The sequence below is a fragment of the Agathobaculum massiliense genome, from assembly GCF_900291975.1.
Taxonomy (GTDB): Bacteria; Bacillota; Clostridia; order Oscillospirales; family Butyricicoccaceae; genus Agathobaculum; species Agathobaculum ammoniilyticum.
The window spans coordinates 39017-57420 of record NZ_OMPN01000001.1; the positions used below are offsets into that span (position 1 = coordinate 39017).

18 protein-coding genes and 1 other annotated feature are annotated in these 18404 nt (G+C 57.9%); of the genes, 16 read left to right on the forward strand and 2 right to left on the reverse strand.

Annotation, left to right across the window (positions count from 1 at the left end; all coding sequences use genetic code 11):
- Positions 1-163: 163 nt before the first annotated feature.
- Both DBQ51_RS00200 and DBQ51_RS00205 read left to right on the forward strand, forming a co-directional pair.
- Positions 164-2746: a translation factor GTPase family protein gene (locus DBQ51_RS00200; RefSeq protein WP_107630402.1), complete on the forward strand. Its 2583-nt coding sequence runs from the start codon at positions 164-166 to the stop codon at positions 2744-2746.
- A 75-nt stretch (positions 2747-2821) separates the two neighbouring features.
- Positions 2822-3250, forward strand: a complete 429-nt coding sequence (locus tag DBQ51_RS00205) for an RrF2 family transcriptional regulator (RefSeq protein ID WP_107630403.1) — start codon at positions 2822-2824, stop codon at positions 3248-3250.
- 35 nt (positions 3251-3285) lie between these two features.
- Here DBQ51_RS00205 and DBQ51_RS00210 read toward each other — a convergent pair whose 3' ends face one another.
- Entirely contained in the window at positions 3286-4704 is a 1419-nt protein-coding gene (locus DBQ51_RS00210) for a lipopolysaccharide biosynthesis protein (RefSeq protein ID WP_107630404.1), read from the reverse strand.
- Entirely contained in the window at positions 4701-5276 is a 576-nt protein-coding gene (locus DBQ51_RS00215) for a phosphatase PAP2 family protein (RefSeq protein WP_159068003.1), read from the reverse strand. Before DBQ51_RS00215 ends, DBQ51_RS00210 begins: the two co-directional genes overlap by 4 nt.
- Positions 5277-5498: 222 nt before the next feature.
- Positions 5499-5738: a binding site (T-box leader), on the forward strand.
- A gap of 41 nt (positions 5739-5779) precedes the next feature.
- Here DBQ51_RS00215 and DBQ51_RS00220 point away from each other — a divergent pair.
- The 14 genes from DBQ51_RS00220 (at position 5780) to DBQ51_RS00285 (ending at position 18393) form a co-directional block, all read left to right on the forward strand.
- Entirely contained in the window at positions 5780-7315 is a 1536-nt protein-coding gene (locus tag DBQ51_RS00220; RefSeq protein ID WP_390126344.1) for a 2-isopropylmalate synthase, read from the forward strand.
- Between the two features lie 20 nt (positions 7316-7335).
- On the forward strand, positions 7336-8598 hold the full coding sequence (gene leuC / locus DBQ51_RS00225; protein WP_107630406.1) for a 3-isopropylmalate dehydratase large subunit: 1263 nt from the start codon (positions 7336-7338) through the stop codon (positions 8596-8598).
- A 16-nt stretch (positions 8599-8614) separates the two neighbouring features.
- Complete coding sequence (gene leuD, locus DBQ51_RS00230; protein ID WP_054325843.1) at positions 8615-9106, forward strand: 3-isopropylmalate dehydratase small subunit; 492 nt, start codon at positions 8615-8617, stop codon at positions 9104-9106.
- Between the two features lie 5 nt (positions 9107-9111).
- On the forward strand, positions 9112-10188 hold the full coding sequence (gene leuB / locus DBQ51_RS00235; protein WP_107630407.1) for a 3-isopropylmalate dehydrogenase: 1077 nt from the start codon (positions 9112-9114) through the stop codon (positions 10186-10188).
- Positions 10189-10272: 84 nt separating this feature from the next.
- On the forward strand, positions 10273-10587 hold the full coding sequence (locus tag DBQ51_RS00240) for a phage holin family protein (protein ID WP_159068004.1): 315 nt from the start codon (positions 10273-10275) through the stop codon (positions 10585-10587).
- Positions 10588-10752: 165 nt separating this feature from the next.
- A complete protein-coding gene (locus tag DBQ51_RS00245) occupies positions 10753-11490 on the forward strand; it encodes a WecB/TagA/CpsF family glycosyltransferase (protein ID WP_107630409.1) in 738 nt (245 codons plus the stop codon).
- A 3-nt stretch (positions 11491-11493) separates the two neighbouring features.
- Positions 11494-12270, forward strand: coding sequence for an FAD-dependent thymidylate synthase (gene thyX / locus DBQ51_RS00250; RefSeq protein ID WP_107630410.1), 777 nt, complete (start codon positions 11494-11496; stop codon positions 12268-12270).
- 17 nt (positions 12271-12287) lie between these two features.
- Positions 12288-13202: a DUF2156 domain-containing protein gene (locus DBQ51_RS00255; RefSeq protein ID WP_107630411.1), complete on the forward strand. Its 915-nt coding sequence runs from the start codon at positions 12288-12290 to the stop codon at positions 13200-13202.
- Positions 13199-13996, forward strand: a complete 798-nt coding sequence (locus tag DBQ51_RS00260; protein ID WP_107630412.1) for a GNAT family N-acetyltransferase — start codon at positions 13199-13201, stop codon at positions 13994-13996. Before DBQ51_RS00255 ends, DBQ51_RS00260 begins: the two co-directional genes overlap by 4 nt.
- 16 nt (positions 13997-14012) lie before the next feature.
- Positions 14013-14564 (forward strand): DJ-1 family glyoxalase III, encoded by a 552-nt coding sequence (locus DBQ51_RS00265; protein WP_054325847.1) that lies wholly within the window; start codon positions 14013-14015, stop codon positions 14562-14564.
- A complete protein-coding gene (locus tag DBQ51_RS00270; RefSeq protein WP_054325848.1) occupies positions 14548-15123 on the forward strand; it encodes a 5-formyltetrahydrofolate cyclo-ligase in 576 nt (191 codons plus the stop codon). The genes DBQ51_RS00265 and DBQ51_RS00270 overlap by 17 nt, the downstream gene beginning before the upstream one ends.
- A complete protein-coding gene (locus DBQ51_RS00275) occupies positions 15110-15997 on the forward strand; it encodes a CPBP family intramembrane glutamic endopeptidase (RefSeq protein ID WP_107630413.1) in 888 nt (295 codons plus the stop codon). Before DBQ51_RS00270 ends, DBQ51_RS00275 begins: the two co-directional genes overlap by 14 nt.
- 31 nt (positions 15998-16028) lie before the next feature.
- Positions 16029-17168, forward strand: coding sequence for an endolytic transglycosylase MltG (gene mltG, locus DBQ51_RS00280; protein WP_054325850.1), 1140 nt, complete (start codon positions 16029-16031; stop codon positions 17166-17168).
- On the forward strand, positions 17161-18393 hold the full coding sequence (locus DBQ51_RS00285) for a peptidase U32 family protein (protein ID WP_242977783.1): 1233 nt from the start codon (positions 17161-17163) through the stop codon (positions 18391-18393). Before mltG ends, DBQ51_RS00285 begins: the two co-directional genes overlap by 8 nt.
- The last annotated feature ends 11 nt before the right edge of the window (positions 18394-18404 follow it).

Here is an 18404-nt window from a genome sequence, read left to right on the forward strand (position 1 = left end):
CTGTTTACAGTATAGCATAAAGATTTGAGATATGCAAACATTTGTTCGTGTTTTTGACCGATGATCGCGTGGCCCGCTTTGCGAGAGGATTCGGCTTGTCCGAACACCGTGTTTTTGCTATAATAATTTTATAATACAACGAATTACAGCAAATGAGGAAATTATGAAACGAATTGTCGTCGGAATTCTGGCACATGTGGATGCCGGTAAAACCACGCTGGCCGAAGCGATGTTGTACCGGGCGGGTGTGCTGCGCAGGCTTGGCAGAGTGGACCACAGGGATGCTTTTCTCGATACGGCCGCGCTGGAACGGGAGCGCGGTATCACGATTTTTTCCAAGCAGGCGGTTTTTGATCTGGCGGGAACCTCTGTCACCCTGCTGGATACGCCGGGACATGTGGATTTCTCTGCGGAGATGGAGCGCACGCTTCAGGTGCTCGACTATGCGGTTCTGGTGATCAGCGGTACGGACGGCGTACAGGCGCACACCCATACGCTTTGGCGACTGCTTGCGCGGCATCAGATCCCTGTAGTGGTTTTTGTCAACAAGATGGACCTCGCTAGTACGGAGCGGGCGGGACTGCTCGCCGAACTGAAAAAGCAGCTGGGGGAGGGCTGCGTTGATTTCAACGGAAACGCCGCGCGGCAGGCGTTTGAAGAAAACTTGGCGGTATGCGATGAAACGCTGCTGGAGCGGTATCTGGACGGACAGGCCGTGCGGGATAAGGATATTGCCGCACTGATTCGGACAAGAACGGTTTTCCCATGCTATTTCGGCTCCGCACTGCATCTACAGGGTGTGGAGGACCTGCTGGACGGATTGGACCGCTATACGGACATGCCGGCGGATGGCGCGGCTTTTGGAGCGAGGGTGTTCAAAGTCGCGCGGGATGAGCAGGGAAACCGGCTGACCTATCTCAAGCTGACCGGCGGTACGCTGCGTGTGCGCGAGGTGGTCAGCGGCAGCGAGGACGGCGGCTGGCAGGAAAAAGTCAACCAGCTTCGGATCTATTCCGGCATGAAGTACCGGACGGTGGAAACAGCGGAATGCGGTATGGTTTGCGCGGCGACAGGGCTGACGCATACCATGCCGGGCATGGGGCTGGGGAGCGTGGCGGGCGCGCTATCACCGGCGCTGGAACCAGTGCTGACCTATCGGATGCGGCTGCCGGATGGCTGCGACCCGCATGCGATGCTGCAAAACATGCGGCTGCTGGAGGAGGAAGACCCGCAGCTTCGGGTATCGTGGAATGAAGCGTCTGCGGAGATCCACCTGCAGCTTATGGGCGAGGTTCAACTGGAAATACTGGCACGGCTGATTGAGGAACGCTTTGGGGCGGCCGTGCAGTTTGACACGGGCAGGATTGTTTATAAAGAGACGATCGCTTCGCCGGCTGTTGGTATCGGTCATTTTGAGCCGCTGCGCCACTATGCGGAGGTGCATTTGCTGCTCGAGCCGGGCGAGCGGGGCAGCGGCCTTGTGTTTGCTTCCGCCTGCCCGACCGATGTGTTGGACCTGAACTGGCAGCGGCTCATCCTGACCCATCTGGGAGAGAAGACGCATATCGGTGTGTTGACCGGCGCGCCGGTCACGGATATGAAGATCACACTGCTCACCGGTCGGGCGCACGTTAAGCATACCGAGGGCGGAGATTTTAGGGAAGCGACCTACCGCGCGGTGCGGCAGGGCTTGATGCAGGCGGACAGCATTCTTTTGGAGCCGTATTATGCTTTTCGACTTGAGGTGCCGGAAAGCTGTGTCGGGCGGGCGATGAGCGATATTCAGCGGTTGGATGGTTCGTTTGAGATACCGGAAAGCAAAGACGGCCGCGCGGTACTGACCGGAAAGGCGCCAGTGTCCACCCTGCGCGATTACTGGACTGAGGTTGCGGCGTATACGCGCGGTGAGGGGCGGCTTTCCTGCGAGCTGTCCGGCTACGAGCCGTGCCATAATGCGGCGGAAGTGATCGCGGCGGCGGCATACGACGCCGCGCATGACGTGGAAAACACACCGGATTCGGTTTTTTGCTCGCATGGCGCGGGGCATGTCGTCAAATGGGACGAAGTACCCGCGCAGGCGCATCTGGACAGCGGCCTCCGGCTGGGCGGCGGAAAAGAACAGACGGATACGCCGCCGGCACGGCAGACACGCTCCCGAGCAGGTTCGGGCCTGGAGGAGGACGCGGAGCTTCGCGCGTTGTTTGAACGCACCTATGGCCCGATCAAGGACCGGGGGTTCGAGGCGTTCCAGCAAAGCCGCAGGAAAAGCGCTACGCTCGAGCAGCTGTATGTGACCCGCATCCGCGCGGAGGATTACCTGCTGGTGGACGGCTACAACATCATATTCTCCTGGGACGAGCTGCACGACATCGCGGCGGGGGACATCAACGCCGCGCGGGAAGCGCTGCTCAACCTGCTCAGCGATTATCAAAGCGTGCGCAAGTGCCATTTGATCGTGGTGTTTGACGCGTATAAGGTTAAGGGCGGCGTCGGCTCGGTCGAGAAGCTACATGGCCTGGATGTCGTTTACACCAAGGAGGCGGAGACTGCGGATATGTATATTGAGCAGGCATCCTATGACTTGTCCCGCAAGCATCGGGTTCGGGTCGCGACCTCGGACGGTATGGAGCAGATGATTATTCTGGGGCATGGGGCGGAACGCATGTCTGCGACCGAGCTGAAATGGGAAGTGCAGCAGGCAAGCGAACATATTCAAAGCGTTTTGCGGGAGATGAAAAACCGGTGAACGGGTAGCTCTGCGCTTTACTGCTTGAATTCATAGTAATTCTGTGGCATAATAGTGGAAAGAGGGGAATGCCATATGAAGATTTCTACAAAAGGCAGGTATGCGCTGCGCCTGATGATCGACCTTGCGCAGCATGACGCAGGGGGCTTTATCCCGCTACGGGATATTTCCAGGCGCCAGGAGATATCGGCAAAATATCTGGAGCAGATTGTTGTGCAGCTTTCGCGGGCGGGCTTTGTCCGGTCGATCCGCGGTGCGCAGGGTGGGTACCAGCTTTCCCGACCGCCGGCGGAATATACGGTCGGCGATATCCTGCGTATCACGGAGGGGTCGCTCGCTCCGGTCGCGTGTTTGGAGAGCGAGCCGGTCGAATGTTCGCGCGCGGGCGACTGTATCACATTGGATTTTTGGCGCGGCTTATTTGATACGATCAATCAGTATGTCGATTCCGTGACGCTCGAGGATTTGATCCACAGGGGACAGTCGCTGGATTTTTCCATTTGAAAAGCCGCAGGCTTAGGCCTGCGGCTTTTATTTGCTTACGCGCGGTGCAAAAGCTTTTTTACGCCGAGAAGCAGCTCCTTGCAGTTGAGCAGGAATACGAAACCGAACAGAAGCAGCTGCCAGACGATCCAGAGCGGCGGCTCCGTGAGCATGAGCGCGGTCTGGACGGCGAGCAGGAGTACGGTGCCTCCCAGACGCCTGACATTCCAGTGGATCGGCATGAACCGGCGGCTGTCAATCGCACGATAGAGGAACAGGCCGATATAGCTGACCATGGACGCGGTGGCGGCGCCCATGCCGCCGTACCGCGGGATCAGCAGCACGTTGAGCAGAATATTAACGACCGCGGAAAACGCGGTGGAAAGGAAAGAGGGGACCGTGCGTTTTTCCAAAAGATAGACGCTTTTCTGGAAGCTGGAAAGACAGTTGAACCCCGCGCCGACCGCCAGCAGGGGAATAAACATCCAGCCTATAAAGTAGCTGGGAACAGCGAGGATCATCATAGCCAGCTTGGCGCACATGATGCCGCCCGAAGCGATAATGAAAACGATTGAACTGTAGGTGTTTCCAACGTTGGAAAAGAAGCGGATCTGCTCCTGACGGGAATTGTCATTGACCATGGAGAGCTGCCAAGCGTCGACAAATATGGACGCTACCAGCGCGATCAGCGTGGGGACGCGGTAGGCGACCGAGTAGATGCCGCTGACCGCGGTGCTCTGCATGCTGGCCAGAAAGGTCTGCCCGAAAAAGCCGACAATATAAACAAAAATCGCATCGGGTACAAGGGGCAGGGAATAGGCGAGCATGCCCCGCCAGAGGTGGAAATTGATCTGCAGCGGCTTGATATATTTCCACAGTCCGGCAATCAGGAACAGGCAGACCGTGGAGAGAGCGTCCGCGCAGATAATGGAAAATACATAGCCGAATATGTTCCACTCAAATACCTTCAGGTAGAGGATGTTGAGCAGAATGGTCATCAGCGTGCGGAAGATGCCGTCGACCGCATAGAGGCGGACAAAGCCGAGCGCGCGGATGAACTGGCTGCATACATTCTGCGTGCAGGAGGTCAGCACATACAGGTAAATCAGCCATTGGTAATCCAACAGGGAACCGCTTGTGCCGAAAGAGGTTTTATAATGAATCAGGCTGAGCGCGGGGTGGAACGGCAGGGAGATCAGGAAGCCGCAGAGTAAGGTAAGCAGCCCGATGGTAAACACCTCGGGCTTGCTCTGCCTGCGTTCCAGCCCATAGCGGATGACCGCCTGCCCGATGGACAGGGACACGACCGGATAAAGGATGCTTGTGGTTTTGACGATCAGGTCCGCCACGCCCATTTCGTCCTGCGTGAGGATACCCGTGTAAAAACGGAGCATCAGAATCACAAGGATTTTGGAACTGAATGTGCCGACCGCAAAAATAAACGTGTTGCTTAAAAGGCGCTTATACTGATTCATTGGACACCCTTTCTCAGACGAGCGGCATGGATACGGTCAAAAAGACGGTCGACAAGCCACACGGCAAGCAGGCCGCAAAGGATACCGATCAACAGGCCGGCGAGTACATCGGTCGGATAGTGTACACAGGCGTAAAGACGGGAAAAACCGATCAGCGCAGCGACCACATAAGCGGCAGCGCCGGCTTTTCGGTGAAAAAAGCAGAGCGCTGTTGCGGCGGCAAACGAGGACAGCGTGTGGCCGGAGGGGAACGACCACTGATCGCCCGGGTCGAGCAGCGCGGTCAGTTCCGGATGCGTGACAAAGGGACGCGGCCGCATGACCCATTCCTTCAGAAAAACATTGCCCACCAGCAGGCCGATCAACAGGGCCGCGAGCATCGCGGCCCCCGCGCGTCGGGTCTTCCTAAAAAAGAGCAGGATGACCGCCAGCGCAATCCACAGTGCGCCGCCGTTGCCCAGGGTGGAGAATACGGTCCAGACTGCGTCGGACACACCGCCGCGCCAATGCTGGAAAAGCTGCAGCAGGATTTCATAATCAAACGTATGGACAATATCCCAGAAAACTTCCACAGCGGAACTCCTCTCAGTGGAATTTGCGGCGGAGGGGCGAACACGTGGGTGCTCCCTTCGCCAGATGCAGGTTTTTTGAAAATCGTATTTGCTATACCAGTAACTATACCAGATAAAGCGCTGCTTAGCAAGATTTATCAAAATGTAGCGAATGGCACAAAGAAAAATCTGAAAAAGCACTTGACAAAGCCGCAGGGCAGAGAGTAATATAGTCACATAATGAAAAAAGTGATGAACGGGTAAAGTAACCGCGTCCCTGTCCGCAGAGAGCTGCCGGCCGGTGTAAGGCAGCGTCAGAAAACGGTGAAACTCGCCCGGGAGCTGTCCGCTGAAAGCCTTTGGCCGGTAGGCTGGAACGGAGGCCCTCCGTTACAGGGGCGGCGTATTGTTAGATGCGCGCTGAGTGGTCGCAGGAATGCGGCAACAAGAGTGGTACCGCGGAGCTTTCGCTTCGTCTCTTAATTTTGGATTAAGGGACGAAGTTTTTTTTGTCCCTGTACACCCTGAAACAAGAAAGTGAGGACAAGAAAATGGGCAGAACAATTCGAATATTTGACACAACACTGCGCGACGGTGAGCAGTCCCCCGGCTGTAGCATGAACCTGAACGAAAAGATCGAGGTAGCCAAGCAGCTCGAAATGCTCAAGGTCGATATCATAGAGGCCGGCTTTGCCGCCGCCTCCCCGGGCGACGCGGCCGCGATCGCGGCGATCGCAGATATCGTTCGCGGCTCAACGATCTGTTCGCTGGCACGCTGCAACGAAAAGGACATCGATGCGGCGTGGAATTCCATCCGCCGCGCAGAGAACGCCCGCATCCATACGTTTTTGGCCACCTCTCCGGTGCATATGCAGTATAAGCTTAAAATGACGCCGGACGAAGTGGTGGAATCGGTTGCGCACAATGTTGCCTATGCGAAAAAATACTGCGACGATATCGAGTTCTCCGCAGAGGACGCCTGCCGCTCGGATCTGGATTTCCTGTGCCGCGTGTTTGAAACCGCAATCAAGGCAGGAGCGACCACGATTAATATTCCGGATACGGTCGGATATATGATTCCAGAGGAGTATGCGGCGCGGATCCGCTACCTGCGCGAGCATACGCCGGGCATTGAAAATATTGTACTCTCCTGCCACATGCACAACGATCTGGGTATGGCGGTCGCAAATTCGCTGGCCGGCGTGGAAGCGGGCATCGACCAGATCGAATGCACAATCAACGGCATTGGAGAGCGCGCGGGCAACGCTTCCATGGAGGAATGCGTTATGGCGCTCAAAACGCGCGCGGATATTTTCGGCATCGCCTGCAGCATTGATACGACGCAGATCTACCGCGCCAGTCGCATGATCCAGACCATCACGGGCGTTTCCGTGGCGCCGACCAAGCCGATCGTCGGTGCGAACGCGTTTGCGCACGAGGCAGGTATCCATCAGCACGGTGTGATGGAAAACAAGGAGACTTACGAAATTATGACGCCGGAGTCGGTCGGCATCCCGAAGAACGCAATCGTGCTGGGCAAGCATTCCGGCCGCCATGCGTTCGAGGAGCGGCTGCGTGAGCTGGGCTATACGCTGGATCAGGAAAAGCTCAACAAGACGTTTGAAAAGTTCAAAGCTCTGGCGGACAAGAAAAAGGTCATCAAGGACCGCGACCTGGAAGCGCTGGTCGGCGCGGTGCCGGTTTCCGGTGAGGAGCGTTACACGCTGGACCGCTTTGTCATCAACTCGGGCAACACCATCACTTCGACCGCGGTCATCCGCGTCAAGAAGGGCGACGAAACCTTCGAACGCGCGGCCGTGTCGGACGGCCCGATCAACGCGGCGTTCCGCGCAATCAATAAGATCGTTGACAAGGATGTGGAGCTGGAGGATTACTCGCTGCGCTCCATGACCGATGGTGAGGACGCGCAGGCGGAAGCGATCGCCAAGATCAGCGTTGACGGGGGAGAGATCGTTACCGGCCGCGGCGTTTCGACCGACGTGATCGAGGCATCTATCAAGGCCTACATCAATGGCATCAATAAGTACTTTATCGATTAAAACAGGGGGGAAGCACTGTTATGGGCATGACGATGACACAGAAAATACTCGCAAAGCATGCGGGGCTGGAAAGCGTGGGAGCCGGGCAGTTGATCGAGGCGAACGTTGACCTGACGCTTGCCAACGATATCACCGGTCCGGTCGCGATCCGTGAAATGGAGAAAGCCGGCTTTGACAAGGTGTTTGACCGCACCAGGATCGCGCTGGTGATGGACCACTTCGTGCCGAATAAGGATATCAAGTCCGCGGAGCAATGCCTGGAATGCCGAGAGTTTGCCAAAAAACATCAGATTGTCAACTTCTATGACGTGGGCGCGATGGGCATTGAGCATGCGCTGTTGCCGGAAAAAGGGCTCACCGCCCCGGGCGAGCTGATTATCGGCGCGGACAGCCACACCTGCACTTATGGCGCGCTGGGCGCGTTCTCGACCGGCGTGGGTTCGACCGACCTTGCCGCCGGCATGGCGACGGGCAAGGCTTGGTTCAAGGTGCCGGGCGCGATCCGGTTTGTACTCAAGGGCAAGCTTAGCCCGTGGGTGTCCGGCAAGGACGTGATCCTGCACATCATCGGCCAGATCGGCGTGGATGGCGCGCTGTATCAGTCCATGGAGTTCGTGGGCGAGGGCGTGGCCTCCTTATCCATGGACGACCGCTTCACCATCTGCAATATGGCGATCGAGGCGGGTGCGAAGAACGGAATCTTCCCCGTGGATGAAAAGACCATGGCGTACATCCAGGGGCGCGTGGACCGTGAGGTCACGGTGTTCGAGGCTGATCCGGACGCGGTATATGAGAGGGAGATCGAGATCGACCTGTCTGCCCTCAAGCCCACGGTCGCGTGTCCGCACCTGCCCGAGAACACCAAGACCATCAACGAACTGGGTCATATCGAGGTGCAGCAGTCGGTCATCGGCTCGTGTACCAACGGCCGCATCGACGATATGCGCGCCGCAGCAGCCATTCTCAAGGGCCGCAAGGTGCATCCGAGCGTGCGTACCATCGTCATCCCTGCCACACAGGAGGTTTATCTCCAGTGCATCGAGGAGGGGCTGACCAAAATCTTCATCCAGGCGGGCGCAATCGTTTCCACCCCGACCTGCGGCCCATGCTTGGGCGGCCATATGGGCATCCTGGCGCACGGCGAACGGTCGGTTTCGACCACCAACCGCAATTTCGTCGGCCGCATGGGACATATCACTTCGGAGATCTATCTGGCAAGTCCGGCCGTTGCGGCGGCGAGTGCGGTCGCAGGCTATATTTGCGCGCCCGACGAACTGAAGTAAGGGAGGAAACAATACCATGAATGCAAAAGGCAGAGTTTTCAAATATGGGGATAACGTCGATACCGACGTCATCATCCCCGCGCGCTACCTGAACATCGCGGACGCCAAGGAGCTGGCAACTCACGCGATGGAGGATATCGACGCGGATTTCGTCAAAAAGATGCAGCCGGGTGATATCGTCGTGGCAACGCGCAACTTCGGCTGCGGCTCTTCGCGTGAGCATGCGCCTCTTGTCCTCAAGGAAAACGGCGTGTCCTGCGTGATCGCGGCCTCGTTCGCGCGCATTTTCTACCGCAACGCCATCAACATCGGCCTTCCCATCCTCGAGTGTGAGGCGGCGGCGAACGGCATCGATGCGGGCGACACGGTTTCGGTCGATTTCGACACCGGTGTGATTACCAATGAAACCAAGGGCGAGACCTATCAGGCGGCGGCTTTCCCGCCGTTCATCCAGAGCATCATCCAGGCGGGCGGCCTTTTGAAGTCGCTCAAAGAGAGAGGGGAGTAAGTCCGATGGAATACAATATCGCAGTCGTCAAGGGCGACGGTATTGGTCCGGAGATCGTGACCGAGGCCATGCAGGTGCCCGACAAGGTGGGCGAGCGGTTCGGCCACACCTTCCACTATCAGGAGGTGCTCGCGGGCGGCTGTTCGATCGACGCGAACGGCATCCCGCTGACTGAGGAGACCATCGAGATATGCAAAAACGCGGACTCCGTGCTGCTCGGCGCGGTCGGCGGCCCTAAGTGGGACGAGGTACCCTCGGAAAAACGCCCGGAGAAAGCGCTGCTCGGCCTGCGTTCGGCGCTCGGCCTGTTCGTCAACCTGCGTCCGGCGCAGATGCACAAGGCGCTGTCCGACGCGTGTCCGATCAAGCCCGAGATCATCGGCGACGGCTTTGACATCCTGGTCTGCCGCGAGCTGACCGGCGACGTATACTTCGGCCGGCATTACCGCCGCGAGAGCGACAAGGGCTGGGGCGAGACCGGCGCGGATGATATGAACTACTCGGTCTACGAGGTCGAGCGCATCGGCCGCCGCGCGTTCGAGATGGCGATGAAGCGGAATAAGAAGGTCTGCTCGGTCGATAAGGCGAACGTGCTCGAAACCAGCCGCGTCTGGCGCGAAACCATGCACCGCATCAAGGACGAGTACCCCGAGGTAGCATATTCGGATATGTATGTGGACAACTGCGCGATGCAGCTTGTCCGCAATCCCAGCCAGTTCGACGTGATCGTGACCGGCAACCTGTTCGGCGATATCCTGTCGGACGAGGCATCCATGATCACCGGCTCGATCGGCATGCTGCCCTCCGCCTCGATGAACGAGAGCGGCAAGGGCATGTACGAGCCGATTCACGGCTCCGCGCCGGATATCGCCGGCAAAGGCATCGCCAACCCGATCGCGACCATCCTGTCCTGTGCGATGATGCTGCGCTACTCTTTCGGCCTCATGGCCGAGGCGGACGCGGTTGAGAACGCGGTCGAGGCCGTGCTGGACGCGGGCCATCGCACAGCGGATATCGCCGCGCCGGGGGAAAAAGCGCTCTCTACCAGCGAGATGGGGGCGCTCATCCGCGCACAACTTTGATTGTTGACAGAGAGGAACGCCGGCCGTGGGCCGGCGTTCCTTTTTTTCGCTTCCTTTCATAAAATGGATGGGAGGTGAATGAATTTGGAGCAGGTTTCGCAATATATCAAGGCGGATTATGCCATTCTGGTGGCAGTCCTGTATTGCTTGGGGCGCGCTTTCAAGGCAATCAGAAAATTCCCCAATCAATTTATTCCACTTGCCCTTACCGGCTGCGGCGTCATGCTGGCCTGTCTGTCGGCTGTTTCCCGCTACGGGGAGTATGCAAACTGGGCAGCCGCTCTGTTCGATGGTATGGTGCAGGGAATCCTCTGCACCGGAATGTCCGTTTACCTCAATGAAGTGATCTCGCACTGCGGCCTAGGCGGCTGTTCGTGCCGGAAAGACAAAAAAGATTGAAAAACACCAAAAGTCAGGCGCTTTGCCTGGCTTTTTACATCAATTTTCCGAATCATCCAGTTTTATACCTTGCAGGCTTGAGATTTTGAAACAACTGCGCTATAATAAAATAGATTTGGAATGTGTATTATGCAGCAATGATGTGAAAATATGGGAGACAAAGAGATGAAAACCGCTTCAATTCTGGGCGTGCATTTTCATGCCGTAACGTTGCAGCAGGCGGTGGAGTTGGCCATGAGCCGGATCCGCGCGCGGCAAAAGGGGTATGTGGTGACGCCAAATCCGGAAATAGTGGATCTTTGCCGAAAGGACAGCGATTTTATGAGGGTGGTGAATCATGCCGCCCTGATATTGCCGGATGGCATCGGCATCATCTATGCCGCAAAAATCCTGGGCGAGGAGCTGTGCGGCAAGGTCGCCGGCATAGATTTTGCCGAAAGCCTTGCCGCTGCCATGGCAAAGGAAGGAATGCGCCTTTACCTGCTCGGCGCAAAGCCGGGCGTGGCAGAAAAGGCGGGCAGAAACCTCTGCGTAAAATACCCCGGGCTGGTCCTTGCAGGAACGCACGACGGCTATTTTTCCGATGAACAGGAAGCGGTCGAGGCCATCAATGCCTGTGGCGGCGCGGACGCTGTGTTCGTATGCCTGGGGGCGCCGAAGCAGGAGAAGTTCATTTCCGCGCATATCGACGAAATCCATGCCACTCTGTACTGCGGCTTGGGCGGCTCGCTCGATGTTTTCGCAGGCGAAGCAAAGCGCGCGCCGGATATTTTTATCCGGCTGGGGCTGGAATGGTTTTACCGCCTGCTCAAGCAGCCCAGCCGGATCGGCCGTATGATGAAGCTGCCCAAATTCCTGCTTATCGTGTTTCGGGAGCGCCTTTTGGGACGGAAAGGAAAATAAAAAATGAAAGTGAAACTGTTGGCGCACACGCCCGAACCGGAAAAGCTGGTGGCGGCGGCGGCCAAGAACTGCTATTCCTTCACAGATGTCGACAGCGTGCTGGACGGATTGACAGAGGAAAAAACCCAAAGTTTTGTCCATATGCTTTCAGAGATCGGGCATGAAAGCCCGATCGAGCATGTGTCGTTTACATTTGCGATCGAGGGCGTGTCGCGTTCGCTGCTCGCGCAGATCACGCGGCACCGCATGGCCTCGTTTTCCGTACAGTCCCAGCGGTATGTGAGGGAACGCGGGTTTGAGTATGTCGTGCCGCCGGAGATCGATAAAATCCCAGCGGCGCGGGAACAATTTATTCGGGCGATGGAGGATGACCAGCGCACCTACGAGGCGCTGACCGCCGCGCTGATGGAGGGCTACGTTGAGGAGCTGCTCGCGCAGGGCGTTCCGGAGAAGCAGGCGCGCAGCCAGGCGGAAAAGCACGCGATCGAGGACGCTCGATATGTGCTGCCGAATGCCTGTGCTACCCGCATTGTGATGACTGCCAATGCACGCAGCCTGAAAAACTTTTTTAAGCTGCGCTGCTGCAACCGCGCGCAGTGGGAGATCCGCGCGCTTGCAGAGGAAATGTACCGCGTGGTATACGCGGTCGCGCCGACGCTGTTCGCGCACTGCGGGCCTGCGTGCGTGGACGGCGCCTGCACCGAGGGTAAAATGTCCTGCGGGAAGGCGGGTGCAGTACGCGCATATTATCAAAAGCTGCGAGAGACAGCGGGACAATAAGGAAAAGGATATTTTTTATGTTACCATTTTGCGAAATCACACTGAAGGACAAGCGGGCGGTCGAGGCTTGCGGCGCCCATTACAATTACCATCTGTGCGAGCGTTGCTTTGTCGACCTGTTTATGTGGCGTAGTCATTATGGCACGCAGATCTGCTTCCGCGACGGTTTTTTGCTGGTCAAGATGACGCCGCTTGACGGCGGGCATGACTGTTACTTGGCGCCGATTGGAGAGGGAGATCTGGGCGGCGCGCTAGACGCGCTGGAAGCCGACGCCGCGGAGCGGGGAATCCCGTTCCAGCTGGTATCCATAGCGGAGCCTATGATCGAACGGATCGAAGCTGTCCGGCCGGAAAAGTATTTTTTCTCCCACGATAATGAGGATGGGGATGACTACATTTACCTTGCAGAAAAGCTGCGCACCCTGTCCGGAAAAAAGCTGCAGTCCAAGCGCAATCTGGTCAACCGGTTTAAAACCGCGTATGAGGGCAGATGGAGCTATGAGGATATGACGCCGGAAAACGTCAAGGATGCGTTTGGATACCATATCCGTTGGTGCAATCAGAACGGCTGTGCGCAGAATCGGGACTTTCAGGGGGAAACCTGCGCGATTGTGCAGGCGCTGCACAACTTCTCCGCGCTTGCGCTCAAAGGCGGGCTGCTGCGTCTGGATGGCGAAGTGATCGCTTTCACGTTTGGATGCCGGGCAACGCCGGATATGTATGTGGTACAGATCGAAAAGGCCGACCATACGATTCCGGGCGCTTACCAAATGATCAACCAGCAGTTCGTTTTGCGGAACTGCGATGATGTGGAATACGTCAACAGAGAGGAAGACCTCGGTATAGAGGGGCTTCGGAAAGCCAAAAAATCCTATTATCCGGTGATGCGCGGCGTGAAATACACGGCCGTGCCAAAGGAGCGTGCGGAATGATCCGCTTTGCTGGACCGGAGGATTCCGGCGCGGTTCGAGCGCTTTGGGAGCGTTGCTTTCCGGACGAGGGAGGCTTCAATCCGTATTTTTTCGCCCATTTTTTCGATATCGGGAAAACGCTGCTCTCGGTTGAGGGAAGCACGCTGTGCGCGATGGTGCAAATGCTGCCGTACCGTCTGGACTGCGGGGGCGATGTGTCCGAAGCGACCTATATTTACGGGGCATGCACCCATCCGGACTATCGCCGGCAGGGACATATGGCGCGGCTTCTGGAGCATTCCTTTGCGCTTGACCGCGCGGCGGGACGAACTGCCTCCACGCTTATCCCTGCGGAGGAGTGGCTGTTCGGCTTTTACCGGCCGTTTGGCTATGAGCCGTTTTTTCGCATAGCGCGCCACGAGATCGTGAAAAAGACGCGGGGGAGCGTTCCGCAGCGTCTTTCCGAACAGGATATCCCACAGCTCGCGGCGCTGTATGACCGGCTTGCCGCACCCTGCCGTATCGCGCGCAGCCCATCCTGCTGGGCGGGGCAGATAGCGCTGTTCGACGCTTTGGGAAAGGGCGTGTACGGCTGGCGGGAGGCTGGTAAGCTGGCTGCCTATGCGTTCTGCTGGGAGGATACCGCACAGGAAGCATTCGGCATGACGCCGGAGCGGGAGCAGGGCTTGCTGGAGGTATTGCGGAAAGATGCGTTCACCTATACGGCATGCGGTCGGGAAACGGCCCTGGGCTGTATCAAATGGCATGTGCCCAGGGCGGTTTCCTGCGGCTACATGAATTTAATGCTCAATTGAAAGGTGTGTGACAACAATGGTATATGTGTTGCTGGCAGAAGGCTTTGAAGAACTGGAAGCGCTGTCGCCGGTCGATCTCCTGCGCCGTTCGAGTGTGGAGGTAAAGCTGGTGGGCGTGACCGGTAAAATCGTACACGGTTCTCACGGCATCGGCGTGGAAACCGAGCTTTCCATGGACGAAGCGGATTGGGATGCGGCGGAAGCGGTGATACTGCCGGGCGGAATGCCGGGTACGGCCAACCTGTATGCGGACAAGCGTGTGACGGATGCCGTGCGGAAGTGCTATGACGATGGCAAATTCGTTGCGGCGATCTGTGCCGCGCCCTCGGTCATTCTGGGCGGCATGGGGCTGCTGCAGGGGCGCAGGGCGACCTGCTACCCCGGCATGGAGGATGGAATGAAAGGTGCGACCGCAGTTCGGCAGACCTGTGTGCGGGATGGAAAAATCATCACGGCGTGCGGCGTGGGCGGCGCGTTGGATTTTGCCTGTACGCTCGTCTCCGCGCTCTGCGGTGAAGCGGAGGCCCGCCGTGTGGCGGATTCCGCGCTGTATGCGTTTGGAAAATAAACCGGAGCTACGCCGCTTTTTCCTGAAGCAGCGGATGGAGCAGCCGCGGGCGGAAAAAGCCGCGGCCGATCGGAGTATCTCCGAGCGGCTGCTGGCCAGTACGGTTTTTGCCCGCGCACAATGCGTGTTCTGTTATGTATCCACGCCGGATGAGATCGATACGCATGGTATCCTGCGTCAGGCGCTTGCCGAGGGGAAAAACGTTTGCGTGCCGCGCTGCCTCCGCGCGGGGGAGATGCGGGCGTACCATATCGCGTCGTTGGACAGCCTGCGGACGGGACGCTTCGGCATTCTGGAGCCGGATGCGTCTGCGCGGGAGGTGCCGCCGGAGCGTATCGACCTGATTGTCGCACCGGCGCTGGCCTGCGACCGTGCGGGGTACCGCCTGGGCTACGGCGGCGGATATTACGACCGCTTTATGATACGGACGCCGGCCATTCGGGCTGCCTTGTGCGCGGAGGGGCGTTTGTTGGAACGGTTGCCGCGCACGGCGTTCGATCAGCGCTGCGGCTGGATTTTTACCGAAAGGCGGGTGCTGCACACGGATGAAAAACAATAAGATCGCGCTGCTGCCCGGCCTGTCATTGTTTCTGTGCTTTTGCCTGCTGACCGGCATGGGGCGGCTGGCAGGACGGCTCGGCGGCGGCGCGCCGCTGACCGCGCTGTCGGAGGCAGCGGCTTTTCTGCTGCCGATGGTTTTGGCGGTCGTCTCTCTGCGCGACCAGAAGGCGGTCCGCCAGCGCCTGCGGCCCAGGCGGCTCCCCAAAGGGGCGCTCGGCGTAACGGTTAAGCTCGGCGTAACGGTGGCGGTGCTGTCGCTTTTTTTGAACCTGCTGATATACCAGATCGCCGGCCTTGCCGGAGCGGATCTGACTGCAACCGCGCTGGACACACCGCAGACCGGCATGACGCTGCCAGGGAAGCTGCTGGTGATCGTAGCGCTGAGCGCGACCGTGGAGGAGATGTATCTGCGCGGCGCGCTGATGGCCGCGCAGGAGCAAAGCGTCGGCACCGGCGCGTGCCTGGTGTTCAGCGGCTTTGCGTTTGCGATGCTGCACGGCAGCCTGATGAATTTTTTCGGCCCGCTGCTGGCGGGTATCGCCTATGCGTATCTGACGTATGCGTTCGGAAGCGTTTGGCCGGCCGTGCTTGCGCACGCGGTCAATAATCTGTATTATGTTTTTGTCCTTTGGATCACGGATACTTATGCCGCCTTTGGCATTTGGAATCATTTCGCGGCGATCAATGCGATCGTATTGCTGCTGTTTTTGTATCTGACGCTGCGCGGGGCGGAAGGACTGCTGGCAAAGGGGTATATCCCGCACCTGGAAAAGGGCGCGGGGCTGTACGACCTGTTCCTGCTCGTGCGCAATCCCGGTGTTATAGCTTTTATCGCGGCGTTTCTCGTCAAAGTAGTGCTGCACTGGATCTGAAAAAACCTTGAGAAATGGATGAGGTGAAAACATGGAAAACATGGAGAATCAGCAAACCCAACCGGTACAGCAAACGCGCCGCCGGAGCAGGCGGCGCAAGAACAGCGGGTGTGCGGGCACGGTTGTGTATGTAATCGCCGTGCTGGGCATTTCGATCGTCCTGTCGCTGGTGGCGATTTTTGTTGCAAACGACGTGTTTGCGTTTGTCAAGGACGACGCGGTAAAAGAAATAACCGTTGCGGAGAATACGGACGTTCTCTCCCTTGCCAAACAGCTTGACGATGAGGGCGTGATTAATTACGGCACGATTTTCAAGCTGTATGTCCGTCTGAAAGGGGATAACGAGAGCGTTTTGGCCGGCGCCTACGCGCTCAATCCCAATATGGATTACGGGCAGATCATCGACACGCTGGCAAATTCCACCAGCACGGAGACGATCCAGATAACCGTGCCGGAAGGCTATTCGACCATGCAGATCAAGCAGCTGTTGCTTGATGAGCACGTCTGCACGGAGGAAGCGATCGACGAAGCGCTCAACGATTACGAGTTCAAGCATGAGTTTTTACAGGAGGAAAAGCCGGCGAAGCAGGGCTGGCTGGAGGGGTATCTATTCCCCGACACCTATGAGATATACAAGGGGAACTCCACGGTCGTTTCCAGTCTCAACAAGATGCTCAACAACTTTGATGAAAAGTATGACGATGAGATCCAGGCAGGGGCCGAGAACCTTGGCATGTCGATGCACGATATCGTAACGGTTGCGTCCCTGATCGAACGCGAGGCGCAGCAGGACGGGGAGCGCGCGACGATCGCGGGTGTTATTTATAACCGTCTGAACAATCCGGATTCGTTCCCCTACCTGCAGGTGGACGCCTCGGTGCTGTATGGCTTGGGACGGACGAGCGGAAAGCTGAGCGAGGAGGATCTGCAGTCCGATACGCCATATAACCTGTATACCAAGCAGGGCTTACCCCCCGGACCGATCTGCAATCCCGGCTACGCTTCGCTGTACGCGGCAAGCCATCCCGAGCAGCATAACTATTTCTACTATGTCGCCATGCCGGATGGCAGCCATCTGTTTGCCAACAGCTATGCGGAGCATGAGGCGAATATCGCCGCCTCCAACGCGGCGCAGGCTGCGGCCGCCAGCGCGGAGGGAAGCGGTGAATAAGCGGCCGGAGCTGCTCGCGCCGGCAGGGGATATGGAAAAGCTGCGCTTTGCCATTGCGTATGGAGCGGACGCCGTGTATTGCGCCGGACAGCAATTCGGCATGCGGGCCGCTGCCGCCAATTTTGACGAAGAAGCGCTTCGTTCCGGCATCGCTTATGCGCATGGGAGGCACGTCAAGTGCTATGTAACGGTTAATATCATGCCCTCCAACCGCGACCTGCTCGCCCTTCCATCCTATCTGGAGCTGTTGGAGGATGCGGGAGCGGACGCGCTGATCGTGGCGGACGTGGGCGTGCTTCGGCTGGCACGGAAATACGCGCCTCATGTGCCGCTGCATATCAGCACCCAGACCAGCATCCTGAACCATGAGGCGGCGAATTTCTGGGCGGATCTTGGGGCAGAGCGGATTGTGCTGGCGCGTGAGCTTTCCTTGGACGAGATCGCGGAAATACGGGAAAAGACCCCTAAAACGCTGGAAATCGAAGCGTTTGTCCATGGCGCGATGTGTATATCCTATTCGGGACGCTGCCTGATTTCGCAATATATGACAGGGCGGGACGCCAACCGCGGCGCGTGCGCGCAGCCGTGCCGGTGGAATTACGCGCTGATGGAGGAAAAACGGCCGGGGGAATATTTTCCGGTCGAGGAGGACGCGCGCGGCACCTATCTGTATAACTCCAAGGATATGTGCATGATCGGGCATATTCCAGAGCTGATCCGCGCGGGGGTGGATTCATTTAAGATCGAGGGACGCAACAAAACGGCTTACTACGCCGCCTGCGTGACCGGGGCTTACCGCGCGGCGATCGACGCGTACCGCGCCTCTCCGGAGACATTCGTGCTGCCGGAGTTCTGCACGGAGGAGGTCAATAAAGTAAGCCATCGGGAATATTACACCGGCTTTTACTTCGGAAGCGGGGAGAACGGCCAGCATTATGGCGATAGCCAGTATATCCGCGATTACGAGGTCGTAGGGATGCCAGTCTGCTGCGGTGCGGACGGACAGGCGGTGTTTGCGCTGAAAAACCGCTTTTTCCGAGGGGAGGAGCTGGAGCTGCTGCAGCCCGGCAGGGAACCGCATGTGTTCCGCGCGGAAAACGCGGTAAATGAAGAGGGGGAAGCGCTGGCGCTTTTCAATGTCCCACAGATGAAAGTGCAGTTTGCGTTCCCATTCCCAGTGAGTGAATACGCGATTCTCAGAAAGAAAAAGGAACGGCCGAATTAGGCCGTTCCTTT

Bases quoted from the DNA above. Each gene is read 5' to 3' on its own strand.
- mltG (WP_054325850.1), top strand. From the start codon at position 16,029: ATGGAAAACATGGAGAATCAGCAAACCCAACCGGTACAGCAAACGCGC.
- DBQ51_RS00275 (WP_107630413.1), top strand. From the start codon at position 15,110: ATGAAAAACAATAAGATCGCGCTGCTGCCCGGCCTGTCATTGTTTCTG.
- DBQ51_RS00200 (WP_107630402.1), top strand. From the start codon at position 164: ATGAAACGAATTGTCGTCGGAATTCTGGCACATGTGGATGCCGGTAAA.
- DBQ51_RS00245 (WP_107630409.1), top strand. From the start codon at position 10,753: ATGAAAACCGCTTCAATTCTGGGCGTGCATTTTCATGCCGTAACGTTG.
- leuD (WP_054325843.1), top strand. From the start codon at position 8,615: ATGAATGCAAAAGGCAGAGTTTTCAAATATGGGGATAACGTCGATACC.
- DBQ51_RS00210 (WP_107630404.1), bottom strand. From the start codon at position 4,704: ATGAATCAGTATAAGCGCCTTTTAAGCAACACGTTTATTTTTGCGGTC.
- DBQ51_RS00260 (WP_107630412.1), top strand. From the start codon at position 13,199: ATGATCCGCTTTGCTGGACCGGAGGATTCCGGCGCGGTTCGAGCGCTT.
- DBQ51_RS00265 (WP_054325847.1), top strand. From the start codon at position 14,013: ATGGTATATGTGTTGCTGGCAGAAGGCTTTGAAGAACTGGAAGCGCTG.
- thyX (WP_107630410.1), top strand. From the start codon at position 11,494: ATGAAAGTGAAACTGTTGGCGCACACGCCCGAACCGGAAAAGCTGGTG.
- DBQ51_RS00205 (WP_107630403.1), top strand. From the start codon at position 2,822: ATGAAGATTTCTACAAAAGGCAGGTATGCGCTGCGCCTGATGATCGAC.
- DBQ51_RS00270 (WP_054325848.1), top strand. From the start codon at position 14,548: ATGCGTTTGGAAAATAAACCGGAGCTACGCCGCTTTTTCCTGAAGCAG.
- DBQ51_RS00255 (WP_107630411.1), top strand. From the start codon at position 12,288: ATGTTACCATTTTGCGAAATCACACTGAAGGACAAGCGGGCGGTCGAG.
- leuC (WP_107630406.1), top strand. From the start codon at position 7,336: ATGGGCATGACGATGACACAGAAAATACTCGCAAAGCATGCGGGGCTG.
- leuB (WP_107630407.1), top strand. From the start codon at position 9,112: ATGGAATACAATATCGCAGTCGTCAAGGGCGACGGTATTGGTCCGGAG.